Annotated in this window: 17 protein-coding genes; 10 read left to right on the forward strand and 7 right to left on the reverse strand. The window is 73.0% G+C overall.

Annotated elements, in window-relative coordinates; genetic code table 11:
* Positions 1-57 precede the first annotated feature (57 nt).
* Complete coding sequence (moeZ, locus tag AMK18_RS12990) at positions 58-1236, forward strand: adenylyltransferase/sulfurtransferase MoeZ (RefSeq protein ID WP_018105519.1); 1179 nt, start codon at positions 58-60, stop codon at positions 1234-1236.
* 62 nt (positions 1237-1298) lie between these two features.
* Here moeZ and AMK18_RS12995 read toward each other — a convergent pair whose 3' ends face one another.
* From AMK18_RS12995 to AMK18_RS13005, 3 genes are all read right to left on the reverse strand, one after another.
* Positions 1299-2816, reverse strand: a complete 1518-nt coding sequence (locus tag AMK18_RS12995) for an alpha/beta hydrolase (protein ID WP_073862900.1) — start codon at positions 2814-2816, stop codon at positions 1299-1301.
* A 73-nt stretch (positions 2817-2889) separates the two neighbouring features.
* Complete coding sequence (locus tag AMK18_RS13000; RefSeq protein ID WP_073862901.1) at positions 2890-4491, reverse strand: alpha/beta hydrolase; 1602 nt, start codon at positions 4489-4491, stop codon at positions 2890-2892.
* 90 nt (positions 4492-4581) lie between these two features.
* Complete coding sequence (locus tag AMK18_RS13005) at positions 4582-7287, reverse strand: lysylphosphatidylglycerol synthase domain-containing protein (protein WP_073862902.1); 2706 nt, start codon at positions 7285-7287, stop codon at positions 4582-4584.
* Between the two features lie 221 nt (positions 7288-7508).
* Here AMK18_RS13005 and AMK18_RS13010 point away from each other — a divergent pair, with 221 nt between their 5' ends.
* Together AMK18_RS13010 and AMK18_RS13015 are read left to right on the forward strand one after the other, a co-directional pair.
* Positions 7509-7895, forward strand: a complete 387-nt coding sequence (locus AMK18_RS13010) for an MGMT family protein (protein WP_073862903.1) — start codon at positions 7509-7511, stop codon at positions 7893-7895.
* 237 nt (positions 7896-8132) lie between these two features.
* Positions 8133-11450 carry an ATP-dependent helicase gene (locus AMK18_RS13015; RefSeq protein WP_073862904.1) on the forward strand — a complete coding sequence of 1106 codons (3318 nt, stop codon included), beginning with the start codon at positions 8133-8135 and terminating at the stop codon, positions 11448-11450.
* Here the strand turns inward: AMK18_RS13015 and AMK18_RS13020 are convergent, their stop codons facing one another.
* The gene (locus AMK18_RS13020; RefSeq protein WP_073862905.1) at positions 11451-12356 is read right to left on the reverse strand and encodes an SAM-dependent methyltransferase; all 906 of its coding nucleotides are present in this window, start codon (positions 12354-12356) and stop codon (positions 11451-11453) included.
* A 142-nt stretch (positions 12357-12498) separates the two neighbouring features.
* Between AMK18_RS13020 and AMK18_RS13025 the strand changes: the two genes are divergently transcribed.
* From AMK18_RS13025 to nudC, 3 genes are read left to right on the forward strand one after another with little or no spacing between them, the layout of a single operon-like run.
* The gene (locus AMK18_RS13025) at positions 12499-15777 is read left to right on the forward strand and encodes an ATP-dependent DNA helicase (RefSeq protein ID WP_073862906.1); all 3279 of its coding nucleotides are present in this window, start codon (positions 12499-12501) and stop codon (positions 15775-15777) included.
* 10 nt (positions 15778-15787) lie between these two features.
* On the forward strand, positions 15788-17182 hold the full coding sequence (locus AMK18_RS13030) for a dipeptidase (protein ID WP_073862907.1): 1395 nt from the start codon (positions 15788-15790) through the stop codon (positions 17180-17182).
* A 44-nt stretch (positions 17183-17226) separates the two neighbouring features.
* Positions 17227-18174: an NAD(+) diphosphatase gene (gene nudC, locus AMK18_RS13035; RefSeq protein WP_073862908.1), complete on the forward strand. Its 948-nt coding sequence runs from the start codon at positions 17227-17229 to the stop codon at positions 18172-18174.
* A 66-nt stretch (positions 18175-18240) separates the two neighbouring features.
* On the opposite strand, the gene AMK18_RS13040 is transcribed toward nudC, so the two are convergent.
* Positions 18241-18498 carry a mycoredoxin gene (locus tag AMK18_RS13040; RefSeq protein WP_018105529.1) on the reverse strand — a complete coding sequence of 86 codons (258 nt, stop codon included), beginning with the start codon at positions 18496-18498 and terminating at the stop codon, positions 18241-18243.
* A 268-nt stretch (positions 18499-18766) separates the two neighbouring features.
* On the opposite strand from AMK18_RS13040, the gene AMK18_RS13045 reads away from it, so the two are divergent.
* The 4 genes from AMK18_RS13045 (at position 18767) to AMK18_RS13060 (ending at position 22424) form a co-directional block, all read left to right on the forward strand.
* Entirely contained in the window at positions 18767-21016 is a 2250-nt protein-coding gene (locus tag AMK18_RS13045; protein ID WP_073862909.1) for an ATP-dependent DNA helicase UvrD2, read from the forward strand.
* 165 nt (positions 21017-21181) lie between these two features.
* Positions 21182-21520: a hypothetical protein gene (locus AMK18_RS13050; RefSeq protein WP_018105531.1), complete on the forward strand. Its 339-nt coding sequence runs from the start codon at positions 21182-21184 to the stop codon at positions 21518-21520.
* Positions 21521-21693: 173 nt separating this feature from the next.
* Complete coding sequence (locus AMK18_RS13055) at positions 21694-22062, forward strand: WhiB family transcriptional regulator (RefSeq protein WP_018105532.1); 369 nt, start codon at positions 21694-21696, stop codon at positions 22060-22062.
* A 32-nt stretch (positions 22063-22094) separates the two neighbouring features.
* Positions 22095-22424: a hypothetical protein gene (locus tag AMK18_RS13060; protein ID WP_026171846.1), complete on the forward strand. Its 330-nt coding sequence runs from the start codon at positions 22095-22097 to the stop codon at positions 22422-22424.
* A gap of 211 nt (positions 22425-22635) precedes the next feature.
* Here the strand turns inward: AMK18_RS13060 and AMK18_RS13065 are convergent, their stop codons facing one another.
* A complete protein-coding gene (locus AMK18_RS13065; RefSeq protein ID WP_073862910.1) occupies positions 22636-24093 on the reverse strand; it encodes an ABC1 kinase family protein in 1458 nt (485 codons plus the stop codon).
* A gap of 41 nt (positions 24094-24134) precedes the next feature.
* Positions 24135-25283, reverse strand: coding sequence for a ThiF family adenylyltransferase (locus tag AMK18_RS13070; protein WP_073862911.1), 1149 nt, complete (start codon positions 25281-25283; stop codon positions 24135-24137).
* Positions 25284-25447 lie beyond the last annotated feature (164 nt).

A 25447-nucleotide genomic window follows, 5' to 3' on the forward strand; every position in this document is an offset into this window, starting at 1 on the left:
ACAACCGTACGTAGTCGAAGTACGTAGAAACCGACCACCTGCATTGTTGAGGTTCCTGTGTCGCTGCCACCCCTGGTCGAGCCAGCTGCTGAGCTCACCGTCGACGAGGTCCGCAGGTACTCCCGCCACCTGATCATCCCGGATGTCGGGATGGACGGGCAGAAGCGGCTGAAGAACGCGAAGGTGCTCTGTGTCGGCGCCGGCGGCCTCGGTTCGCCGGCCCTGATGTACATGGCCGCCGCCGGTGTCGGCACGCTCGGCATCGTGGAGTTCGACGAGGTCGACGAGTCGAACCTGCAGCGCCAGGTCATCCACAGCCAGGGCGACATCGGCAAGTCCAAGGCCCAGTCGGCCAAGGAGACCGTCCAGGGCATCAACCCCCTGGTCAACGTGGTCCTTCACGAAGAGCGGCTCGAAGCCGAGAACGTGATGGACATCTTCTCCCAGTACGACCTGATCGTGGACGGCACGGACAACTTCGCCACCCGCTATCTCGTCAACGACGCCGCGGTCCTGCTGAACAAGCCCTACGTCTGGGGCTCGATCTACCGCTTCGACGGCCAGGCGTCCGTGTTCTGGTCCGAGCACGGCCCCTGCTACCGCTGCCTCTACCCGGAGCCGCCCCCGCCGGGCATGGTTCCGTCCTGCGCCGAGGGCGGCGTCCTCGGTGTGCTCTGCGCCTCCATCGGCTCGATCCAGGTCAACGAGGCCATCAAGCTGCTCGCCGGCATCGGCGACCCGCTGGTCGGTCGGCTGATGATCTACGACGCCCTGGAGATGCAGTACCGCCAGGTCAAGGTGCGCAAGGACCCCGACTGCGCGGTCTGCGGCGAGAACCCCACCGTCACCGAGCTCATCGACTACGAGGCGTTCTGCGGCGTCGTGTCGGAGGAGGCCCAGGAGGCGGCGGCCGGTTCGACCATCACTCCGAAGCAGCTCAAGGAGTGGATCGACGCCGACGAGAAGATCGAGATCATCGACGTCCGCGAGCCGAACGAGTACGAGATCGTCGCGATCCCGGGCTCCCGGCTGATCCCGAAGAACGAGTTCCTGATGGGCAACGCCCTCCAGGACCTCCCGCAGGACAGGCGCATCGTCCTGAACTGCAAGACGGGTGTCCGCAGTGCGGAAGTCCTCGCGGTCCTCAAGTCGGCGGGCTTCGCCGACGCGGTCCACGTGGGCGGCGGCGTGATCGGCTGGGTCAACCAGATCGAGCCCGAGAAGCCGGTCTACTAGACGACCCCGAAGGGGCCGGTCCGCAGCGCGCGGACCGGCCCCTTCGGCGTTCGCAGGCGCCGCTACGAGCAGGTCGTGCCGTCCGCCGGGACCTTCCCGTCCAGGAAGTACGAGTCCACGGTCGACGTCACACAGCTGCTGCCGCCGTACGCGCCGTGCCCCTCGCCCTTGTTGGAGAGCAGCACACCGACGCCCTCGCCCAGCTCGTCCGCCATCCGGCGGGCACCCTCGTACGGCGTGGCCGGATCGCCCGTCGTGCCCACGACCAGGATCGGACCGGCGCCCGGAGCGCTCGCCTCCGGGTGGTCGTGCTCGCCCTCCACCGGCCAGCCGGAGCACCAGCCCGCCGTGTCCCAGGCCAGGAACGGCCCGAAGACCGGGGACAGCTTCTCGAACTCGGGCAGCAGCGCCTTCGCCTCGGCCGCCATGGGCCGCGCCTTGCCGTCCGCGCAGGAGATGGCCCGCTGCGAGTGGTTCTGGGTGTCGTAGTGGCCGTTCTCGTCCCGGCCGTTGTACGAGTCGGCGAGCTGGAGCAGCAGGGCGCCGTCGCCGTCCTCCGCCGCGTCCAGGGCGCGGGTGAGGGTGGGCCAGCTGTCCTGGGAGTAGAGGGGGGTCACGATGCCGGTGATCGCCAGCGACTCGTTGAGCGCGCGGTCCGTGCCGGTCGGCAGCGGCTCGGCGTCGATCCGCTTCAGCAGCGCCGCGATCCGCCGGGTGCCCGCCTCCGGGTCCTGGCCGCGGTCCTCGAGGTAGTTCTCCAGGGCCCGCTGGAAGCCGGTCGCCTGGTTGCGCGCGTGCCCGGTGCTGTCCGCGGTCGGGTCGACGACCGCGTCGAGGACCGTACGCCCCACGTTCTCCGGGAAGAGGTGGGCGTACGTGCCGCCCAGCTCGGTGCCGTACGACATCCCGAAGTACGTCAGCTTCCCGTCCCCGAGCGCCCGGCGGATCACGTCCATGTCGCGGGCGGCGTTCGTCGTGCCGACGTACGGGAGGACCTTGCCGGACAGGCGTGCGCAGCCGGCCCCGAAGTCGGCGCCGTCCTTCATGAACGCCGCCTCCTCGGCCGCGGTGTCCGGCGTCATGTCCACATTCTGGTACGCCTTCTCCTGCGCCTTGTCGTCGCGGCACCGCACCCCGGCGCTCTGCGCCACCCCGCGCGGGTCGAAGCCCACCAGGTCGTACCGGGTGTTGAGGGTGGCGTACCCGGCGGCGGCGCGCGGCAGGATCGAGACGCCGGAGCCGCCGGGCCCGCCGAAGTTGAAGAGCATCGAGCCCAGGCGCTTGGACTGGTCCGTGGCCTCCTTGCGGATCAGGGCGATGCCGATCGTTTCGCCCTTGGGCTTCGCGTAGTCCAGCGGCACCTTCACCGTCGCGCAGCGCCACTCGGAGCCCGGCTCCTCACCGCCCTCGGGGGCCTCGCACCGGGTCCAGTCCAGGCGCTGCGAGGCGGGCGACGAGGCGGCGCCGCCGTCCGCCCGCTTGCCCGGCTCGTCGTCCGTACCGTCCTCGCAGCCCGCGAGCACCCCCGTCAGCAGCAGTGCGGCGGTGGCCAGTGCCCCGGCCCGTGCGTGTGCGACCACGTGTGCGTTCCCTCCCCGTCGTGCGCTGCCCGTACGGCAGTTCGCCCATCGTAGGGGGGTGCCTCGCGGGGGCTCAGCCGCAGACGGTGCCGGCCTCCGGGGTCCTGCCGTCGAGCAGGTAGCCGCCGACCGCCTTCTGCACGCAGGCGTCGCCGCTGTTGTACGCGCCGTGGCCCTGGCCCTTGTACGTCATCTGCACGCCGACGTCCTCGCCCAGCTCGTCGGCCATCGCCTTGGCGCCCGCGTACGGAGTCGCCGGGTCGCCGGTGTTGCCGATGACGAGGATGGGGGCGGAGCCGGGGGCGCTGACGTCGGGGGTCTTCCAGGTGCCCTTGACCGGCCAGTCGGTGCAGCCCATCAGGCCCCAGCCCAGGTAGTTCCCGAAGACCGCCGAGGCGTCGCGGAATTCGGGGAGCTTCGCCTTCGTCTGCTCCAGGGTGAACCGCTCGCGCGAGTCGGCGCAGCTGATCGCGGAGTAGGCGGCGGCGGAGTTGTCGTAGCGCCCGTCGTCGGAGCGGCCGTTGAGGGAGTCGGCGAGCGCCAGGAGCAGGGAGCCGTTCCCGCCGTCGGCCTCGTCCACGCCCTGTTCCAGCAGCGGCCAGGTCTCCTTGGAGTAGAGGGCCGCCGCGATGCCGGTGGTGGCCTGGGTCTCGGTCAGCTTGCGGGCGCCGATGCCCTTCATGGGCTTCTTCTCCAGCTGGTCCAGCAGGGAGGCGATGCCCTTCTCGATCTCCTTCGCGTCGGAGCCGGGCAGCTTGCAGGCGTCGCCCCGGTCCGCGCAGTCCTTGGTGAAGTTCTCCAGGGCGAGCTGGAAGCCCTTGGCCTGGCTCAGCGAGGACTGCTCGGCGTCCTCGGTGGGGTCGACCACCGCGTCCAGGACCGCCCGGCCGACCTTCTTCGGGAAGAGGTGCGCGTAGACGCCGCCCAGCTCGGTGCCGTACGAGATGCCGAAGTAGTACAGCTTGTCGTCGCCGAGCACCTGGCGCATCAGGTCCATGTCGCGGGCGGCGTTGGTGGTGCCGACGTGCGGAAGCTGCTCGCCGGACCGCTTCTCGCAGGCGGCGGCGAACCGCTTGGTGTCCTGGACGAACGCCTTCTCCTCCGCTGCGTCGTCCGGGGTGCCGTCCTCCTGGTAGCGGGCGTCCAGCTGCTTGTCGGTCTCGCACTCGACGCCGTCGCTGTTCCCCACTCCGCGCGGGTCGAAGCTCACCAGGTCGTACCGGGCGCGCAGTTTGTCGTACGCCGTACCGAATGCGGGCAGGGTGGCGACGCCCGAGCCGCCGGGGCCGCCGAAGTTGAAGATGAGCGAGCCGATCCGCTTCTTCGGGCTGATCGCCTTCGCGCGGATGAGTGCCAGCTCGATGGTGGCGCCGTCCGGCTTCGCGTAGTCGAGGGGGGCCTTCATGGAGGCGCACTCCCAGTTCGCCCCGCCGGGCAGCGGGGACGGTGGTTTGCCGCCCCCCTGGGCCTGGGAAGGCGCGGGGCACTTCTTCCACGTCAGCTTCTGGGAGGCGAGGCCGGACGACGGGCTGCCGGTGGTGGCGTTCGCCGCGCGGGCCTGGCTCGTCGGTTCGGCGGCTTCCTTGTCACCGCCGTCCGCACAGCCGGAGAGGGGGAGCAGCACGGTCACGGTGGCGGCGAGGGCCGCGGCGCGCAGGGCAGGGGAGGTCCTCATCGCTCCATGCTGCGGTGGCGCCGGGGCGCGCGCACGGGGTGCCGGTCCAAGTGGGTGGCCCGTGCACGCAGGTCGTCCGGGCGCCCGGACCTACAGCTGCCCCTTGCGCGTGAGGTGGTTGAAGCACAGCCAGCCGGGAAGGACCGGCAGCCACAGGGTCATGAGCCGGAACAGCAGCACCGCCGGGGCGGCGACCTCCTTCGGCAGCCCGACCGCGATCAGACCCAGCGTCAGCGCGCCCTCGACGGCGCCCATGCCGCCCGGCGTCGGCGCGGCCGAGCCGAGCGCGTTGCCGGCGAGGAAGACCACCGCGATGCTCGCGTAGCTGAGGTGCGGGGTGTCCGGACCGCTGAACGCCCGCACCGAGGCGTCCAGGCACATCACGAAGACGCCGGTCAGCAGCAGCATCCCGCCGATCCCGGTGAGCAGCTTCTGCGGGCGCTGCACCACGTCGAGCATGCGGGGCACCACCCCGGCGAACAGCGACCGCACCCGGGTCACCACGAACTTCCGCAGGAACGGGATCGCGGTGACCACCAGCACCAGCACGGCGACCGTCAGCAGCCCGGCGATGACGGTCCTGGACGGGGTGAGCGAGGACGGCGTCTTCTCGGTGCCGGTCAGATAGCCGAAGGCGCCCAGCAGCAGGATGTGGCAGCCCAGACCGAACAGCTGGGACGCGCCCACGCTGGCCACCGCGAGACCGGGGCGGACCCCGGAGCGCTGGAGGAACCGGGTGTTCAGCGCGACCCCGCCGACCGCCGCCGGGGCCACGATCTTCACGAACGACCCGGCGACCTGCGCCAGGACGGTCCGGCCGAACGACACCCGCTCGGGCACGAAGCCCAGCAGGCTCATCGCGGCGGCCACGTAACTCAGTGCCGAGAAGCCGAGCGCGGCGGCCACCCAGCCCCACTCCGCCTGCTCCACGACCGCCCCGAAGTCGGCCTCGGTGACCTGTGAGATCAGGAAGTACGCGGCGATGGCACCGGCGATGAAGCTGAACAGGGTGCGCGGCTTGATGCGTTCCAGGCGGACCGGCTCGACCGGCGCCTGCGGCCGGATCAGCAGGACCTCCCGGCGGATCTGGGAGAGCAGGTCCTCCTCGCGCGCCTCTTCGAGGGCGTCGTCCATGGCCCGCTTCTCGGCGCGCACCGACTTGCGGGCGGACTTGCGGTCACCGTTCCTGGACAGCTCCGCGTCCTCGGCCCGGGCGCGCTTGGCCGCGTCCGACGCTTCGAGGACCGCCTCGCGTTCGCGCTGCGAGCGTTCCCGGGCGAGCCTGCGCAGCTGCGCCCGGGTGGAGCGGCTGAGCGCGATCGGCTGGAGGAGGGGCAGGCAGTCGGCGACCGCGTCGGGGCCGAGCACGGCGAGCGCGGCGGCCACGGCCCGCTCGGGGCCCACCCGCAGACCGGTGGTGGTGAGCAGCTGCGCGACGTCCATCCGCAGGACCAGGTCACCGGCCGCGATCTCGCCGCCGCGCAGGTCGGTGACGAACACCGTGCCGAAACGATCCACCAGTATGGCGTCGCCGGTGAGCCTGCGGTGCGCGATCCGGCGCGACTGGAGGGCCTTCACCTGCTCCCACGCCCCGCGCACCAGATCGTCGGTGATCTCGGTGTCCTCCAGGGCGTCCAGGGACCGGCCGCCGATGTGCTCGTAGACCAGCATCACGGCGTCCGGGCCGAGCTCGGAGGTGGCGATGAGCTTGGGCGCGTTGGCCCCGGCGGCGATGGCCGCGTACGCGAGCAGCGCCTCCTGCTCCAGCGCCTGGCGCAGCGACTGGATGGACCGGCGCTGGGTGATGCCGCGCAGGGTGAGCCTGCGCCACACCCGGTAGAAGAACCCCTGGGCCTGTTGCTCGCGGTCCACGACGGTCACGTCGAGCGGTGGCCCGTCCTCCAGGGAGACCAGATAACGGCGCCCCCGGTCGCTCTGGTCGCCGGAGTCGGGCGCGTCGTCCGCCCGCATCGCGGTGACCGGCCGGAAGCCGACGTGCCGCAGACCGGCCATCAGGTGCTGGCCGGTCGGGCGGACGTTCGGCGAGCCAACCGCGTACAGCGTGCCGTACGCCACCGTCCAGCCGATGAGCACCGTGAGCACGATGGAGAAGGGGGTCGTGTAGCCGCCGACCAGCATCGCGAAGGCGTCCAGCAGCAGCACCATCCACAGCACGACGCGCCAGCGCGGCCGTCTCGCCATGCCGACCGCGGTCATGTACGCGATCACGGGCGCGAGGTAGCCGTGGACGGGATCGGTGACCGCGTCGCCGGGCTGCGGCTGGGTCAGCGCGTCCTGGATGGTGCCGGAGGCGGACTTGGCCACCCACAGGTCCGTGGCGAGCGTCACCCCGTGCGCCAGCACCGCGGCCAGCACCCCGTCGGCGATCCGCAGTCCGTCGCGTTTGATCAGCCGCTCGATGGCGAAGGCGACCGGCACGAGCAGCACGGCGATGCTGGAGACCAGCCCGGCGAGCTTGATGAGCAGGTCGGGGGCCTGGCCGGTGCCCTTGTTGATGTCCTGTTCGAGGCCGGTGGTCGTGCCGTGGGCGAAGGCGGCGACGGAGAACAGCACGACGACCGCCAGCACCCCGATGAGCAGGCGCAGCAGGTCGGAGGGGCGGTGCACCCGGGCGGGGAGCAGCGGTTCGTCACCGGAGACGCGCTCGGCCTGCGACGCTTCGGAGCCGGCGAGGGTCGATCCGGCCGGGGTCTCCGCGTCCGAGTCCGGCTCCCGCCGGTCGCTGTCCGGACGCGGCTCGGCATCGGAGGCGTCGGCCGCCTTCGGTGGCTGCACGCCCTGCTCCTTCGTCGCCTCTGATTGGTCTTCGTGTTCTCGTATCACCGGTCACCGCCCGCATGATGGTGGCACGGCCGCTGGGCGCAAGGGGGCATCAGGGTGCGATGCGGGGGCGTGCGATGCGCAACATACGCTCCTTTCCCGCCGTGCGCACGCTGCGTGTGCGCGCGAACACGGCACGAGCGGAGTTGTCGGTGGCGTGCGGCAGGATGGGGCGGATGAGCGAACACCCGACGGGCGACGCGCTGCCGGAGTACGCGGAGCGCGTGCTCGACGTCGCCGACCTGATCCCGCCCGGCCGCGTCATGACGTACGGCGATGTGGCGGAGTGGCTGGACGAGGGCGGCCCGCGCCAGGTCGGCCGGGTCATGGCGCTGTACGGGAGCGCGGTGCCGTGGTGGCGCGTGGTGCGCTCCGACGGCAGGCTGCTGCCCGGCCACGAGCTGCGCGCCCTGGACCACTACCGCGCGGAGAACACCCCGCTGCGCGAGGCCCCGGCGAGCGCGGAGGGCCACCTCCCGCGCCTGGACATGCGGCGCGCGCGATGGGACGGCGTGACGGGCGGCCCGGCGGCGGCCGGCGGCGGTGGGGGAGCTCACACCTGACAGCTTCGGCCATGGGGCGGCGGAACGGGCGGATCCGCGTCCGTGCGGTGCGGGCGGGGCGTCCGCGACCCGGTCCGCCGGGGGCGTCCGGCCGTCCTGCGGTGTGCGGCCGGGAGAACGTGACGATCCCCGCAGCCGTCCCGCCGCATTCGGGGGGCGCGCCGGAGTAGCGTCTTCAGTTCGCGGCGGACGCCGCGCCCTCACCACCCGTACACCCACCAGGACCGGCGAACCCACGTGAGCACCTCCTCCACCACCCGGCACAGTCCTCACCGTCACGCACGGCCGGGGACCACGGGCCCGTACCGGCTGGTGCGCACCCTGCCGGGTTCGGTGGAGCCCCCTCTCCTGGACGCGGCGCAGCGCGCGGTGGTTGACCACCCGGGCGGCCCGCTCCTGGTCCTCGCCGGGCCCGGTACGGGCAAGACGACGACGCTGGTGGAAGCCGTCGCCGCGCGCATCGCCCGGGGCGCCGACCCGGCCCGCCTGCTGGTCCTCACCTTCAGCCGCAAGGCCGCCGTGGAACTGCGCGACCGGATGGCCGCCCGGCTCGGCGCCGCCAGGGGCCCGCAGGCCACCACCTTCCACTCCTTCTGTTACGCCCTCGTCCGCGCCCACCAGGACGCCAACCTCTTCGCGGACCCGCTGCGGCTGCTCTCCGGCCCGGAGCAGGACGTGACCGTCCGCGACCTCCTGGCCGGACAGCTCGAACTGGAGAAGGAGGGGCGCCCGCACATCAGCTGGCCCGACGAGCTGCGCGCCTGCCTGACCACGCGCGGCTTCGCCGACGAGGTACGCGCGGTCCTCGCCCGCAGCCGTGAGCTGGGCCTCGGCCCGGACGCCCTCGCCGCCTTCGCCCGGCGCACCGGCCGCCCCGACTGGGGCGCCGCCGCCCGCTTCCTCGCCGAATACCTCGACGTGCTGGACGCCCAGGGCGTGCTGGACTACGCGGAGCTGGTGCACCGCGCGGTGCTCCTCGCGGAGCGCCCCGAGGTGTCGGCGCAGCTGGCGGGGGCGTACGACGCGGTCTTCGTGGACGAGTACCAGGACACGGACCCCGCCCAGGTGCGGCTGCTGCACGCGCTGGCCGGAAACCGGGGCAGCACCCCGGGGGGCGGCGGCGGGCGCGACCTGATCGCCTTCGGTGACCCGGACCAGTCGATCTACGCGTTCCGGGGCGCCGACGTCAACGGCATCCTCGACTTCCCGGAGATGTTCCGGCGTGCAGACGGCGCCCCCGCCCCGGTCGGCGTCCTCACCACCTCCCGCCGCTCCGGCGACCGGCTGCTCGCCGCCACCCGGCTGCTCACCCGGCGGATGCCGCTCACCCGGCTGCCGTCGGCGAAGGTCCGCGCCCACCGCGAACTCGGCGCGGTCCGCGAGGGCGGCAGCGTCGAGGCGTACACCTATCCGACCGCCTCCACGGAGCTGGACAACATCGCGGACCTGCTGCGCCGGGCGCACCTGGAGGACGGGGTGCCGTGGTCCGAGATGGCGGTGCTCGTCCGCGCCGGAGGCCGCACGCTGCCCTCCCTGCGCCGGGCCCTGACCTCGGCGGGCGTCCCCCTGGAGGTCGACGGCGACGACCTGGCCCTGCGCCACGAACCGGCGGTGGGCCCGCTCCTGACGGCCCTGCGCGCGGTGGCGGAGGCGGCGGTGCGCGGGGCGGACGGGGAGGCCCCCTGGCTCGACACCGAGACCGCGCTCACCCTGCTCGCCTCGCCCCTCGGCGCGATGGACGCCGCCGACCTGCGCCGCCTCGGCCGCGCCCTGCGGGACGACGAGCGCGCCGCCGGGAACAAGGTGCCCGCGCCCTCCGGCGAGCTGCTGGCCCGGGCGCTCGCCGAGCCGGAACACCTGGTCGCGCACGATCCGGCGTACGCCCGGGGCGCCCAGCGCCTCGGCGCGCTCCTGCGCACCGCCCGCGAGCTCCTTGAGGCGGGCGGCACCGCCGAGGAGGCCCTGTGGGCGCTGTGGTCCGGCACCCCGTGGCCGGGCAGGCTGGAGCGGGCGGCCCTGCGCGGGGGCACCGCGGGGCGCAACGCCGACCGGGACCTCGACGCGGTGTGCGCGCTGTTCGAGACCGCCGCCCGCGCCGAGGAGCGCACCGGCGGCCGGGGCGCCCTCAACTTCCTGGAAGAGGTCGACGCCCAGGACATCGCGGCCGACACCCTCTCCCGCCGCGCGGTCCGCCCCGACGCCGTCCGGCTGATGACCGCCCACCGCTCCAAGGGCCTGGAGTGGCGCCTCGTCGTCGTCGCGGGCGTCCAGGAAGGGCTGTGGCCGGACCTGCGCCGCCGGGGCTCGCTCCTCGAAGCGGACCGGATCGGCCGCGACGGGCTCGCCGAGCCGCTGACGCCAGGCGCCCTCCTCGCGGAGGAACGGCGGCTGTTCTACGTGGCGGCGACCCGCGCCCGCGAGCGCCTGGTGGTCACGGCGGTCAAGGCCCCCGCCGACGACGGCGACCAGCCTTCCCGCTTCCTCACCGAGCTGGGCGTCGAACCCCGCGACGTCACCGGCCGCCCGCGTCGCCCGCTGTCCGTCGCCGCGCTCGTCGCCGAGCTGCGCGCCACCACCGTGGACCCGGCCGCGTCGGACGCGCTGCGCGAGGAGGCCGCCCGCCGCCTCGCCCGGCTCGCGGCGCTCACCGACGACGACGGCCAGCCGCTCGTACCGTCGGCGCACCCGTACCGCTGGTGGGGCCTGTACGAGCCGACCCGCTCGGTTGTGCCGCTGCGCGACCGGGACCAGCCGGTCACCCTCTCCGGCAGCGCGCTCGACCAGCTAGCCAACACCTGCGCGCTCCAGTGGTTCCTGGGCCGCGAGGTGAAGGCCGACGCGCCCGCGACCGCCGCCCAGGGCTTCGGGAACGTCGTCCACGTCCTGGCCGACGAGGTGGCCTCCGGCCGTACGCCCGCCGATCTGGCCGTCCTCATGGAACGGCTCGACTCGGTCTGGGACGGGCTCGTCTTCGACGCCCCCTGGAAGTCGCGCCAGGAGAAGGAGCAGGCCCGCGCCGCCCTCGAACGCTTCCTGCGCTGGCACGTCATGGACCGGGCCGGACGCACCCCCGTCGCCAGCGAGCACGACTTCGACGTGACGCTGGAGGCGGGGGAGTACGAGGTGCGCATCCGGGGCTCCATGGACCGCGTCGAGCGCGACGCCGAGGGCCGGGCCTACGTGGTCGACTTCAAGACCGGCAAGCAGTCCCCGACGAAGGACGAGGTCCACCGTCACCCCCAGCTCGCCGTTTACCAGCTGGCGGTACGGGAAGGCGCGGTCGACGACGCCTTCGGCGGTACGCGGCCGGAGCCGGGCGGCGCCGAACTCGTACAGCTGCGCCAGCCCGCCCCCAAGAAGGAGGGCGGCGACTCCGCGCCCAAGGTGCAGGCGCAGGCGCCGCCGGACGGCGAGTGGGTCTCCGACCTGCTGGCGACCGCGGCGGGCCGGGTCCTGGACGAACGGTTCACGCCGACGACCGGCCAGCACTGCGGCCACTGCTCCTTCAAGGCGTCGTGCAGCGCGCAGCCGGAGGGGCGGAACGTCATCGAGTGATCAGCGCTTGCGGGCCACCAGGCCGTACACGCTGACGTCGGCGTCGGTGACGTCGTTGATGTCCTGGTAGCGCGTACGGTCCAGCTCGTCCAGGCCCGCCACGAACTCGGGGTCCGGGTTCTCGGCCTCCGGCAGGTCCACCACACGCTCCGGGCGCCAGCGGTGCACGGGCACGATGCCGGGTTCCAGGAGTTCCAGGCCGTTGTCGGTGACGAAGCGTTCCATCTGGGCGTACGACCGGCGCACCATGGCGAAGCCGCGCTCCTTGAAGCCCTTGGTGATGCTGCCGACCTGCTCCTGGTTGAGGTCCGAGCTGACGTTGCTCAGGACGAGGACGCTGCCGGGGGCCAGCGCGTCCACGAGCCGCTTCACGACCGGGTAGGCCGTCTCGTCCTCGATGAAGTGGGTCACGGCCGCGAGGACCAGGGTGACCGGGCGGTCGAAGTCCAGCGTGCGGCGGGCGGCCTCCAGGATCCGGTCCGGGTCCCGCAGATCCGCCTCGATGTAGTCGGTGCGGCCCTCGGGACCGCTGGTCAGCAGGGCCTGCGCGTGCACGAGGACCACCGGGTCGTTGTCCACGTAGACGACGCGCGACTCGGGCGCTATGCCCTGCGCGATCTGGTGCACGTTCGCTTGCGTGGGCAGCCCGGTGCCGACGTCCAGGAACTGCCGGATGCCCTCGTTCGCGGTGAGGGTGACCGCCCGCCGCATGAAGTCCCGGTTGTGCCGCACGGTGAGGTAGCCGCGCGGATTGGCGGCCAGCGCCATGGCCGCGGCCTCGCGGTCGGCCGGGTAGTTGTCCTTGCCGCCGAGGAAGACGTCGTAGACCCGCGCGGGGTGCGCCTTCGTCGTGTCGATGCGCTTCCTGAGCTCGGTGGCGTCAGGGGCGGGTGCGTCGGCGCTCATATGACCGTCCTCGTAAGGCTGTTGGTGCGACAAGCAGACAATTTAGACCCGCTTCGGTGTGACGGACGCCACCGGGAGGCGGGGATGTGAGCTCCCTCCGCGACTTCGTGGGTTGTCGGTGGCGCCGGTTAGCCTCTGTGGAGTGTCCCCGCGCCTCACCGATCCCGAGCAGCTCAAGGAGCTGCTGGGCATCCCCTTCACCCCGGAGCAGACGGCCTGCATCACCGCGCCGCCCGCCCCGCAGGTGATCGTGGCCGGAGCCGGGTCGGGGAAGACCACGGTGATGGCCGCCCGCGTGGTCTGGCTGGTCGGCACCGGCCAGGTCGCCCCCGAACAGGTCCTCGGGCTCACCTTCACCAACAAGGCCGCCGGTGAGCTCGCCGAGCGCGTACGCAAGGCACTCGTCGCCGCCGGGATCACCGACCCGGACGTGATCGACCCGGACAACCCCCCGGGCGAGCCCGGCATCTCCACGTACCACGCCTTCGCCGGGCGGCTGCTGACCGAGCACGGACTGCGCATCGGGCTCGAACCGGGCACCCGCCTCCTCGCCGACGCCACCCGCTACCAGCTCGCCGCCCGCGTGCTGCGCGAGGCCCCCGGCCCCTACCCGGCCCTGACCCGGTCCTTCCCCACCCTCGTCAGCGACCTCCTGGCCCTCGACGCCGAACTGGCCGAACACCTCGTACGCCCCGAACAGCTCGACGCGTACGACACCGAACTGCTGGACGCGCTGGCCACCGCGAAGCTCAGCAACGAGGAGCTGCGCAAGATCCCCGCGACCGCCGAGGCCCGCCGCGAACTGCTCGCGCTGACCCGGCGCTACCGCGAGGCGAAGCGGAGCCGCGACCTCCTCGACTTCGGCGACCAGATCGCCCTCTCCGCCGAGCTCGCCCTCACCCGACCCGAGGTCGGCACGATCCTCCGCGACGAGTACCGGGTCGTCCTGCTGGACGAATACCAGGACACCTCCGTCGCCCAGCGCCTCCTGCTCTCCGCCCTCTTCGGCAGCGGCCCCGGCACCGGTGGACCGACCGGGCACGCCGTCACCGCCGTCGGCGACCCCTGCCAGGCCATCTACGGCTGGCGCGGCGCCTCCGTCGCCAACCTGGACGACTTCCCGAGCCACTTCCCGCACGCCGACGGCACCCCCGCGACCCGCTACGCCCTCAGCGAGAACCGCCGCAGCGGCGGCCGCCTCCTCCACCTCGCCAACGGACTTGCCGCGCCCCTGCGTGCCATGCACGAGGGCGTCGAGGCCCTGCGCCCCGCCCCCGGCGCCGAGCGCGACGGCCTCGTCCGCTGCGCCCTGCTGCCCACCCACACCGAGGAGATCGCCTGGCTCGCGGACTCCATCGCCCACCTGGTGCGCACCGGCAAGGCGCCCGGAGAGATCGCCGTCCTGTGCCGCACGGCCGGTGACTTCCCGGAGATCCAGGCCGCGCTGGTCGCCCGGGACATCCCGGTCGAGGTCGTCGGCCTCTCCGGGCTGCTCCACCTCCCCGAGGTCGCGGACCTCGTCGCCGTCTGCGAAGTCCTCCAGGACCCGGGCGCCAACGCCTCCCTGGTCCGCCTGCTCACCGGCCCCCGCTGGCGGATCGGCCCCCGCGACCTGGCCCTGCTCGGCCGCCGGGCCCGCCTCCTGGTGCACCGCGCCGCCCACGGCGACGACGAGGACTACGATCCCGACCGCAGGCTCGCCGAGGCCGTCGAGGGGATCGACCCGGCCGAGGTGATCTCCCTCGCCGACGCCCTGGACACCTTCCTGGACGGGGGCGGCGAGGAGGACGACCGGCTTCCGTTCTCCGCCGAGGCCCGCGTCCGCTTCGCCCGCCTCGCCGCCGAACTGCGCGACCTGCGCCGCTCCCTTGCCGATCCTCTGATGGACGTCCTGCACCGCGTCCTCGCCACCACCGGCCTGGAGGTCGAGCTCTCCGCGTCCCCGCAGGCCCTGGCCGCCCGCCGCCGCGAGACCCTGGGCAACTTCCTCGACGTCGCCGCCCGCTTCGCAGCCGTCGACAACGAGGCCACGCTCCTCGCCTTCCTCGGCTTCCTGCACACCGCCGTCCAGTACGAGAAGGGCCTCGACAACGCGCTGCCCGGCGGCGAGAACACCGTCAAGGTCCTCACCGCGCACAAGTCCAAGGGCCTGGAGTGGGACGTCGTCGCCGTGCCCGGCCTGGTCACCGGCCAGTTCCCCAGCGGCCAGTCCCGGGACGCCTGGACCTCCCAGGCCAAGGTCCTCCCGCACGCCCTGCGCGGCGACACCGCCACCCTGCCCGCCCTCCGCGGCTATGACGCCAAGGGCCTCAAGGGCTTCAAGGCGGAGATGAAGGAGCACCAGCACACGGAGGAGCTGCGCCTCGGCTACGTCACCTTCACGCGCCCCCGCACGCTGCTGCTCGGCTCCGGCCACTGGTGGGGCCCCACCCAGAAGAAGCCGCGCGGCCCGTCCCCCTTCCTCGACGCGTTGTACGAGCACTGCGCCGCCGGGTACGGCGAGATCGAGGTGTGGGCGGACGCCCCGGCGGAGACCGAGGAGAACCCGGCCCTGGCCGAGGCGTCCGCCGACCACGCCTGGCCGCTCCCGCTGGACGACACCGCCCTCGCCCGCCGCAGGGCCGCCGCCGACACGGTCATGGAGCTGCTGGCCCGGCCGGAGGCCCCTGAGGTCCCGGCCGACGCCCCGGACGTCCCGGCCCCCCGCACGCCCGCCCGTCTCACCCCCGAGGAGACGCGCACCCTCGCCTCCTGGGACCGGGACCTCGACGCGCTGGCCGGGGAGCTGCGCCGGGCCCGCGCCACCGTCCGCGACGTCCTCGTCCCCGCCTCCCTCTCCGCCACCCAGCTGCTGCGCCTCGCCGACGACCCCGACGCCTTCGCCCGCGAGCTGGCCCGGCCCATGCCCCGCCCGCCGCAGCCCGCCGCCCGCCGGGGCACCCGCTTCCACGCCTGGGTGGAGTCCCGGTTCGAGGAGCTGCCGCTGCCCATGCTCGGCCCCGACGAACTGCCCGGGGGCGACGAGAGCGACGCGGACATCGCCGACGAGCGCGACCTCGCCGACCTGAAGGAAGCCTTCGAGCGCACCCCGTACGCCCGGCGCACCCCGTACCGCGTCGAGACGCCGTTCCAGATCACCCTGGCGGGCCGGGTCATCCGGGGCCGGATCGACGCCGTGTACCGCACGGGGGACACGTACGAGATCGTGGACTGGAAGACCGGCCGCACCCACACCGCCGACCCGCTCCAGCTCGCCGTCTACCGGCTGGCCTGGGCCGAACTGCACGGACTCCCGCTCACCGACGTCACGGCCACCTTCCTCTTCGTCCGCAGCGGCGAGGCCGTCCGCCCGGCCTCCCTGCCGGGCCGTCCGGAGCTGGAGCGCATCCTCCTGGACGAGCCACTTCCGTCGGACGGATAAGCTGAAGGTCATGAGCGACACCCCGGACAGCGCCGTCCGCACGTACACCGAGCAGCACCGCGCGGCCTTCCTCGACGACCTCGCCGAGTGGCTGCGCATCCCCTCCGTATCCGCTCAGCCGGAGCACGAGGGCGACGTACGGCGCAGCGCCGAGTGGCTGTCGGCCAAGCTGAAGGAGACCGGATTCCCGGTCGCCGAGGTCTGGGAGACCGACGGCGCACCCGCCGTCTTCGCCGAATGGCCCTCCGACGACCCGGCAGCGCCCACGGTCCTGGTGTACGGACACCACGACGTGCAGCCCGCCGCCCGCGAGGACGGCTGGAGCAGCGAGCCCTTCGAGCCGGAGATCCGCGACGGCCGGATGTACGGGCGCGGCGCGGCCGACGACAAGGGGCAGGTGTTCTTCCACACCCTCGGCGTCCGGGCCCACCTCGCCGCCACTGGCCGCACCGCCCCCGCCGTGCACCTCAAGCTGATCGTGGAGGGCGAGGAGGAGTCCGGCTCCCCGCACTTCCGCGACCTGGTCGAGCGCCACGCGGGCCGCCTCGCCGCCGACGCGGTGATCGTCTCGGACACCGGCATGTGGAACGAGACCACCCCGACCGTCTGCACCGGGATGCGCGGCCTCGCCGAGTGCGAGATCGAGTTCCACGGACCCGGGCAGGACATCCACTCCGGCTCCTTCGGCGGCGCCGTCCCCAACCCGGCCACCGAGATCGCCCGCCTCGTCGCCGCGCTCCACGACGCGGACGGCAAGGTCGCGGTCCCCGGCTTCTACGACGGCGTGGCCGAGCTCAGCGCGAACGAACGCGCGCTCTTCGCCGAGCTGCCCTTCGACGAGGCCGACTGGCTGCACACCGCCAAGTCCCGGGCCGCCTCCGGAGAGACCGGGTACTCGACGCTGGAACGGATCTGGGCCCGCCCGACCGCCGAGGTCAACGGCATCGGCGGTGGCTACCAGGGCGCCGGGAGCAAGACGATCATCCCCTCGTCCGCCCGCGCGAAGATCAGCTTCCGCCTGGTCGCGGGCCAGGACCCGGACCACATCGAGAAGGCCGTACGGACCTGGGCCGAGGCCCGCGTCCCCGCCGGGATCAGCCACCGGATCACCTTCCTCCCCGCCACCCGGCCCTGCCTGACGCCCCTGGACCACCCCGCGCTCCAGGCCGTGGCCCGTGCCATGGGCCGGGCGTTCGGCAAGAAGGTCCTCTTCACCCGCGAAGGAGGCTCCGGACCCGCCGCCGACCTCCAGGACGTGCTCGGCGCGCCCGTCCTCTTCCTCGGCATCTCCGTACCGTCCGACGGCTGGCACGCCCCCGACGAGAAGGTCGAACTGGACCTCCTCCTCAAGGGCGTCGAGACCGCCGCCCACCTCTGGAGCGACCTGGCGGCCGCCCTCCGCTGAATTCTCTGAACGCCCGAACCATCCCGGGGGAGTAGGAAGCACCTGTGAGCACCTTCGACAACGCCACCACGGACCGGCCCATCGGTCTGACCGCGCCGAGCGGCATCGACCGCGCGGCGCACCACCGCCTTGACGAGGCGTGGCTGTCCGCCGCGTGGAGCCATCCGACGACCCGGGTCTTCGTCGTCTCCGGGGGGCAGGCGCTGATCGACGACACCGACGACGGCACCGAGCTCGTGATGACGCCCGCCTTCGAGGCCCCCGTCACCGAGACCCACCGCTACTTCCTCGGCACCGACGCGGACGGCGTCAGCTACTTCGCCCTCCAGAAGGACACCCTGCCCGGCCGCATGGACCAGTCGGCCCGCCCGGCGGGGCTGCGCGAGGCGGGGATGCTGCTGGGCCCGCGCGACGCCGCCCTGATGGTGCACGCGGTGGCCCTGGAGAACTGGCAGCGGCTGCACCGCTTCTGCTCCCGCTGCGGCGAACGCACGGTGATCGCGGCGGCCGGACACATCCGCCGCTGCCCGGCCTGCGGCGCCGAGCACTACCCGCGCACCGACCCGGCGGTCATCATGCTCGTCACGGACGACCAGGACCGGGCGCTGCTCGGCCGCCAGGTGCACTGGCCCGAGGGCCGCTTCTCCACGCTCGCCGGATTCGTGGAGCCGGGCGAGTCGATCGAGCAGTCCGTGGCCCGTGAGGTCTTCGAGGAGGCCGGCATCACGGTCGGCGAGGTCGAGTACGTCGCCAGCCAGCCCTGGCCGTTCCCGTCCAGCCTGATGCTTGGCTTCATGGCCCGCGCCTCGACGTTCGACATCAACGTGGACGGCGAGGAGATCGAGGAGGCGCGCTGGTTCTCCCGCGAGGAGCTGACCGCCGCCTTCGAGTCGGGCGAGATGCTGCCCCCGTTCGGCATCTCGATCGCCTCCCGGCTGATCGAGCTCTGGTACGGCAAGCCGCTCACGAAGCCGGTGCGCGCGGGCGCCTGACCCGGGCCCGGACAGGGCACCGCCCCCACCGGTACGGGACCGGAGGGGGCGGGATCGCGCGGGGGATCAGGCCCCGAGGGCCTGCTTCACCTGAGCGAGGCTCGGGTTCGTCATCACGACGTCCTCGCCGCCGCTCTCGGGGACCACCAGCACGGTCGGGACCGTCTGGTTTCCGCCATTGGCCTTCTCGACAAAGGCGGCCGACTCCGGGTCCTGCTCGATGTTGATCTCGGTGTAGGCGATGCCCTCGCGGTCCATCTGCCCCTTCAGCCGACGGCAGTAGCCGCACCAGGTGGTGCTGTACATCGTCACAGTGCCCGGCATGTCTTCGCGCTCCTCTGTCTCTTCGGTCCCGGCCGTCCCGTCACGCCCGGACGGGCGCCCACGCGTCTGGTACGTCACACGGGGCCCGGGGCGTGCGTGGCCGCACGCCAGGTGAACGTATGCGACCCGGCCGCCATTCCCGCCCCCGGGGCCCTTGCGGGACGGCGTACGGGACCGCCCCGCGACCTCCCCCGCATTAGTACGACGGATACCTCACCCCTGTGGACAACCACCGCACGCGTCCCGGGCGACCTGGCAGCATGGCGGGGTGACATCAGCGACGCACTCCACCCTCTTCCCCCGGGTCCCGGACACCGCGGACGCCGTCCTCGACGGGCTCGACCCCGAGCAGCGCGAGGTGGCCACGGCCCTGCGGGGCCCGGTGTGCGTGCTGGCCGGAGCCGGTACGGGCAAGACGCGGGCCATCACGCACCGCATCGCCTACGGGGTGCGCGCGGGGATCCTCCAGCCGTCGAGCGTCCTGGCCGTCACCTTCACCAACCGGGCGGCGGGCGAGATGCGCGGCCGCCTGCGCCAGCTCGGCGCGGGCGGGGTGCAGGCGCGCACGTTCCACTCCGCGGCCCTGCGCCAGCTCCAGTACTTCTGGCCGAAAGCAGTCGGTGGCGAGCTGCCCCGGCTCCTTGAGCGCAAGGTCCAGCTGGTGGCCGAGGCGGCGGCCCGCAGCGGCCTGCGGCTCGACCGCAACGAGCTGCGCGACGTCACGAGCGAGATCGAGTGGGCCAAGGTCACCCAGACCGTCCCCGCCGACTATCCGGCGGTGGTCGCCAAGGCCCAGCGGGACGCCCCGCGCGACCCGGCGGAGATCGCCAAGGTCTACGAGACCTACGAGGAGCTGAAGCGCGAGCGCACGGTGATCGACTTCGAGGACGTGCTGCTCCTCACCGTCGGCATCCTCCAGGACCGGCACGACATCGCCGCCCATGTCCGCCGCCAGTACCAGCACTTCGTCGTGGACGAGTACCAGGACGTGAGCCCGCTCCAGCAGCGGCTGCTCGACCTCTGGCTCGGCGATCGGGACAGCCTCTGCGTCGTCGGCGACGCCGGGCAGACGATCTACTCGTTCACCGGGGCCACCCCGGACCACCTGCTCAACTTCCGCACCCGCCACCCGGCGGCCACCGTCGTCAAGCTGGTCCGGGACTACCGCTCCACCCCTCAGGTGGTCCACCTTGCCAACGGGCTGCTCTCCCAGGCCACCGGCCGGGCCGCCGAGCACCGCCTCGACCTGGTCTCGCAGCGGGAGCGCGGCCCCGAGCCCGCCTTCGTGGAGTACGCGGACGAGCCCGCCGAGGCCGAGGGCACCGCCCGCCGCATCCGCGACCTGATCGCTGCGGGCGTCCCGGCGGGCGAGATCGCGGTGCTCTACCGGATCAACGCCCAGTCCGAGGTCTACGAGCAGGCCCTCGCGGACGCGGGCGTGCCCTACCAGCTCCGGGGTGCCGAGCGGTTCTTCGAGCGCGCTGAGGTCCGCGAGGCAGGCGTGGCCCTGCGCGGCGCCGCCCGGGCGGGGGGCAACGACTCCCTCCTGGACCACGCGGACGACCTCCCCGCCGAGGTGCGCGCGGTGCTCTCCACGACGGGGTGGCGCAGCGAGCCGCCCACCGGGTCCGGTGCGGTGCGCGACCGCTGGGAGTCCCTGGCCGCGCTCGTCAGGCTCGCCGAGGACTTCGAGCGGGCCCACCCGGGGGCGACGCTCTCCGACCTGGTCGCCGAGCTGGACGAGCGGGCCGCCGCCCAGCACGCGCCCACGGTCCAGGGCGTCACCCTGGCCTCGCTGCACTCCGCGAAGGGCCTGGAGTGGGACGCGGTGTTCCTGGTCGGGCTGACCGAGGGCATGATGCCGATCACCTACGCCAAGACGCCGGAGCAGATCGAGGAGGAGCGCCGCCTGCTCTACGTCGGCGTCACCCGGGCCCGCTTCCACCTCGCCCTGTCCTGGTCGCTCTCCCGGTCGCCCGGCGGCCGCCCCGGACGCCGCCCGACCCGCTTCCTGAACGGGCTCCGCCCCGGCTCCACGGGCCCCGGCGGCCGGAGCGCGGCGGCGGCCGGCCCGGGCGGCGTCTGGGCCGGCGACGGCTTCCGCAGCGGCGAGGGCGGGGCGGCCGGTGGCGGCGGCGAGGGGCGTCCGGCGGCGGCCAGGCGGAAGCCCCGGACGCCGGCCCGGTGCCGGGTCTGCGGCAGGACGCTGACGGACGCCGGCGAGATGAAGCTGATGCGCTGCGACGACTGCCCGTCCGACATGGACGAGGCGCTGTACGAGCGGCTGCACGACTGGCGGGCGGTCCGGGCGAAGGAGATCGGCCAGCCCGCCTACTGCGTGTTCACCGACCGGACGCTGATGGCCATCGCGGAGGCGGTGCCCGGCAGCGAGGGCGAGCTGGCCGGGATCCCCGGGGTCGGCGCGCGGAAGCTGGGCCGCTTCGGCGCCGCCGTTCTCGACATCTGCGCAGGTGGGGACGGATGTGAGGGTGAGGCGGAGGCCGCCGGGGAGATGTGAGAAAAACTCGTCGCAAAAATAGTTTGCGCCCGCCCCAGTCGTCACCATAGGTTCTTAACCACGGAAACAGCGGCTTCTCTGAAGCCCTGGATCCGTGCTGTACTTATCCGAATACGCAGGACCGGCCCGCCGGTCCCCCCGAGACGCCGAGAGGAGGCGATTGAAGTGATCAGCATCATCGAGACCAACAAAATGACCGATCTCTCGGTCGTCTCCGCCTGCTCGCTCGGCCTTCTCGCCCGTGCCCCGAAGTCCTCCCTGCGCGCCACCGGTGTGTCCGGCGTCTCCGCCGTCATTCCGATGTCCCTGGCCGGCCTTCCCGTGCGGGAGCGCAATGAGCGACCGACCCAGGCACCGGCAGCAGCAGTAGCGAAGGGACAGGCCCCGGCCTATGCCTTTGCGGCCGTCGGTGCGGGAGCGGAAGCCGGCGTCACCGAGCAGACGAAGCACCACCACACGATGTGGGCCTTCCGTGGGCCTGAACCCTGGAGTGATCCAGCCTGATCCAGCATCAGGCCGGCGCCTTCAGGGCCGCGGAACCCCACTCGGGATCCGCGGCCCTTTTGTTTTGCCTCAACGGGCGAGACAACGAGAAGGGGCCTCGGGACAAGCAGGACCTGGTACCAGCCGCCCCCCGGCCAACAGGCCGGAAACGACCAGACGAGGACACCACCACCGTGCAACTCGAAGCGCACGCCCCGTCCGTACCGCCTTCCGACACGATCTCCCCGCCCGGCCTCACGGAGGACTCCACCTTGACCCCCCTCACCGCGCTCACCGCGCTCGACGACGCCATCGAGAACCTCGGTGTACCCGTCCCCTGCCGTGCCTACGACCCGGAGGTCTTCTTCGCGGAGTCGCCGGCCGACGTCGAGTACGCCAAGTCCCTCTGCCGCACCTGCCCGCTGGTCGAGGCGTGTCTCGCCGGCGCCAAGGAGCGCCGCGAGCCGTGGGGTGTCTGGGGTGGTGAGCTCTTCATCCAGGGCGTCGTCGTCGCCCGGAAGCGGCCGCGTGGCCGTCCGCGCAAGAACCCGGTCGCGGCGTGACCGCCGACCTGGGGGTCCCGGCCCCCAAGCCCATGAAGCGCATCGGAACCATCGACCGTCCCCTGACCCACGATCCCCGAAACCAGGCTCCAATGACCATCCCCACCCCCGCGTCCGAGCCCGCAGGCTCCGCGACCCCAGACGTCACCATCATCGGCGCGAACGACTCGCGTCAGAACAGGACCCGCGAAATGCAACTCATCCCAGAAGCCCTGGCCCGTGCGCATATGCACGAGCGCATGCGCGAAGCCGACGCGAACCGTCAGGCCGTGCGCCTGATCTCCGCCCGGCGGATGCAGCGCCGCGCCGAGCGCGCCTCGATGCGCGCCCGCCGCGCGCTGGCCATGGCCGTCATGCACTGACCCGGCCAGGCCGGCCATGGAGGCCCCGCCCGGACGCAGCCGCTCTCTGCGCCCGGCGGGCCAGGCCTCCCAGCGCCACCCGCGCAGCAGCACCCCACCCCGGGGCCGATCCGTCCAACGGACCGGCCCCGGGGGCGTTTTGCGGGGCGGGGCGCGGTGGGGGACCCGCCCGGCGGCCCCGGACCACCGGGCGCCGTCCGACCCGGCTCGACTAGCCGGCGTCCACCGTTTCGGCAGACCTCGGTGCCGGCGGCACGCGCTCCGGATCGTGGCCCTCCGCGCCCGGCTCGTCAGGCGCCTCCATGTCCTCCGTCGGCAGGAACCCCGGGAGCCAGGACTCGAGTTCGTCGCGGAGGCGGACCGTGGCGCCGAGCTGGCACAGCACCCCGATCGTGCTCAGCGTCACCCGGTGTATCAGCAGGTAGGACGGCGGAAGGTTCAGCTGCTTGCCCAACTGGTGGGCCGGGGAGCGCGGATCCGCTATCCGGGCCGCCTGAGAACGCATCCAGCTCCGGCTGAACGTGAACTCCTCCACCTCGGCCGGCTCGATGATCGGCAGCAGGTAGTCCAGCACCGCGTCCGGTTCCAGGTCGATCGAGTCCTTGACGAACCCCTCCGCCCGCAGCATCTCGTAGACCGCGTCCGCGTCGCCCCCCAGCGTCAGCCGCAGCGCGTCCCCGATGGTCTGCGGCAGACCGCCCGGCAGCCGGTCCACCGTCCCGAAGTCCAGCACCCCCAGCCGCCATGAGCCCTCGTCCGCACCCTCGCCGCCGGACGCGTCCGCCTCCGGGTCCGGGGGCAGCAGCCGGAAGTTGCCCGGGTGCGGGTCGGCGTGGAGCAGGCCCGTGCGCGCGGGGCCCGAGAAGAGGAACCTCGCGAGCAACTGGCCGGCCCGGTCGCGCTGCCCGGCCGTGCCGGCGGCGATCACATCGGCCAGCGGGACCCCGTCCATCCACTCGGTGACCAGCACCTGCGCCGACTGGTGGACCACCTCCGGGACCACGACATCGGGATCGTCCGCGAACTCCTCGGCATGCGCCTGCTGGGACCGCGCCTCCTGCTCGTAGTCCAGCTCCTCGGAGACCCGGTCGCGCATCTCCGTGATCAGCGGCTTGATGTCCATGCCCGGAACCAGCGGGCCCAGCAGCCGCGCGAACCGGCTGAGCTGGGTCAGGTCCGAGAGCAGCGCCTCGCCCGCGCCCGGGTACTGGACCTTCACGGCCACGTCCCGGCCGTCGTGCCACACCGCCCGGTGCACCTGGCCGATCGACGCCGCGGCCGCCGGCTTGTCCTCGAAGGTCAGGAACAGCTCCCGCCAGTCCTCGCCGAGCCGCTCCGCCAGGATCGCGTGCACCGTGCCGCTCGGCATGGGCGGCGCGGCTTCCTGGAGCCTGGTGAGCGCCGCGCGGTAGGGCCCGGCGACCTCCTCGGGCAGCGCGGACTCGAAGACGGACAGGGCCTGGCCGAGCTTCATCGCCCCGCCCTTCAGTTCCCCGAGGACCTTGAAGAGCTGGTCCGCGGTGCGCTGCTGCACCTCGCGGGCCACCAGCTCCGCCGACTTCCCGCCGATGCGCTTGCCCAGCCCCCAGGTGGCACGACCGGCGAAACCCAACGGCAGCGCGGCCAGCTTGGCGGTACGGGTGACCGCCTTCCGGGGAAGATCAGACATGTGCTCCTCCAATTCCCAGACTGCCGCGCTGCGTGCGGCGGTTACCCGGCCATTGTGTCGTGCGCCGTGCCGGCTTCGGAGGCGCGGACCCCCTCAGTGTGACCGGCGGCGCCACAGGAACAGTCGAGGTGCGCCCCGATCCGTTCCGACCTCCAGTCCAACAGCGGCAGCGCCGCCTCCCACCGCGCACCGGTGCTCGCGGGCAGCTCGCCGTCCAGAAAGGCCAGCGCGTGCGCCGCCGCGAGCCCCGCCACCGCCGTCGCCAGGCCCAGATCGCACGCCTGCGCGGCGCCGCGCCGCCCGGACTGCCACTGCGCCAGCATGCGCGGCCACTGCGGATCCCGGTCCCGCCGGTGCAGCTGGAGGCAGCCGGCGCAGGCTGTGCCGCCGGGCAGGACCAAGGGGCCGACGAACCCGGTGGCCTCCATCACCCCCGCGTACAGATGAGGCGTGCCCGAGGAGATCCACGGCTCGGCGGTGCCCGGATCGGGCACGTACGCGGAGAGTCCGTCGCGCGGGGCGACCACGATGAGGGACAGCCCCGGCTCGTGCCCGGCCGGACCGCAGCCCGCCGCCCCGGGCGCCCGGGGCCCCGGGCCGGGGGCCGAGCGGCGGACCAGCTGCCGGGCCGCCAGGTCCCTGCGCTCCCCGACTGCGGAGGCGGGCAGCCCGCCCGGGGACACGTCCCCCGGCTCCGCACACCCGCCGTCCATGACCTCCACCCGGCCGACCCCCGCTCCGGAGAGCACCGCCGCGACGGCCGCGCCGACCCTGCCCGCGCCCCGGACCTGCACGCGCATCGAGCGGCGGGCCGCGAGTCTGCGCATCCCGCCGCCGGGCTCGGGATGCACGACGGAGAGCGAGGCCAGGTCGGGCCGGTGGCGCTCCAGGACATCGGACCTGGCCCGCAGCGCTTCCGCCGCCGGACCGCCCGCCCGTACGTCGTCCACGAGGCCGGCGTCCGTCAACCGGGTCACCAGCATGTCCACATGACGCTCGCTCAAGTCCATCGCTCTCGCCTGTTCGCGGAGCAGTGGCATGCCTCTGGTGCCGTCGAGCAGTTCCATGAAACAGCCCGTCGCGATATCCATCGGGCCGAGCTTCACCGCATGTGCGGGTGTCACTCCGAATTGCACGGTGTCCCCGCCCCGCCAAGCGCGGCGCAGTGCGGGCTTCAACATCGGATGCACGGCTTCCCCCGGTCTGTCTGTCTGTGACTCCGTTGTGCGCGACCAGCTCTGCACGACCAGCTGTGTGCGACTTGCTCTGCGTGTTCCTTTGCCAGAATGCAGCGGGGCGCCGAGACGTGCGGAAAGTTATCCACAGGCGTGGGTATTAGTCGTTCAAATGGTGC

The organism is Streptomyces sp. CB01249 (assembly GCF_001905735.1).
Classification (GTDB): Bacteria; Actinomycetota; Actinomycetes; order Streptomycetales; family Streptomycetaceae; genus Streptomyces.

Coding starts and splice junctions, on each gene's coding strand:
- AMK18_RS13000 (WP_073862901.1), bottom strand. CDS start 4,491: ATGAGGACCTCCCCTGCCCTGCGCGCCGCGGCCCTCGCCGCCACCGTG.
- AMK18_RS13010 (WP_073862903.1), top strand. CDS start 7,509: ATGAGCGAACACCCGACGGGCGACGCGCTGCCGGAGTACGCGGAGCGC.
- AMK18_RS13020 (WP_073862905.1), bottom strand. CDS start 12,356: ATGAGCGCCGACGCACCCGCCCCTGACGCCACCGAGCTCAGGAAGCGC.
- AMK18_RS13030 (WP_073862907.1), top strand. CDS start 15,788: ATGAGCGACACCCCGGACAGCGCCGTCCGCACGTACACCGAGCAGCAC.
- AMK18_RS13040 (WP_018105529.1), bottom strand. CDS start 18,498: ATGCCGGGCACTGTGACGATGTACAGCACCACCTGGTGCGGCTACTGC.
- AMK18_RS13060 (WP_026171846.1), top strand. CDS start 22,095: ATGAAGCGCATCGGAACCATCGACCGTCCCCTGACCCACGATCCCCGA.
- AMK18_RS13065 (WP_073862910.1), bottom strand. CDS start 24,093: ATGTCTGATCTTCCCCGGAAGGCGGTCACCCGTACCGCCAAGCTGGCC.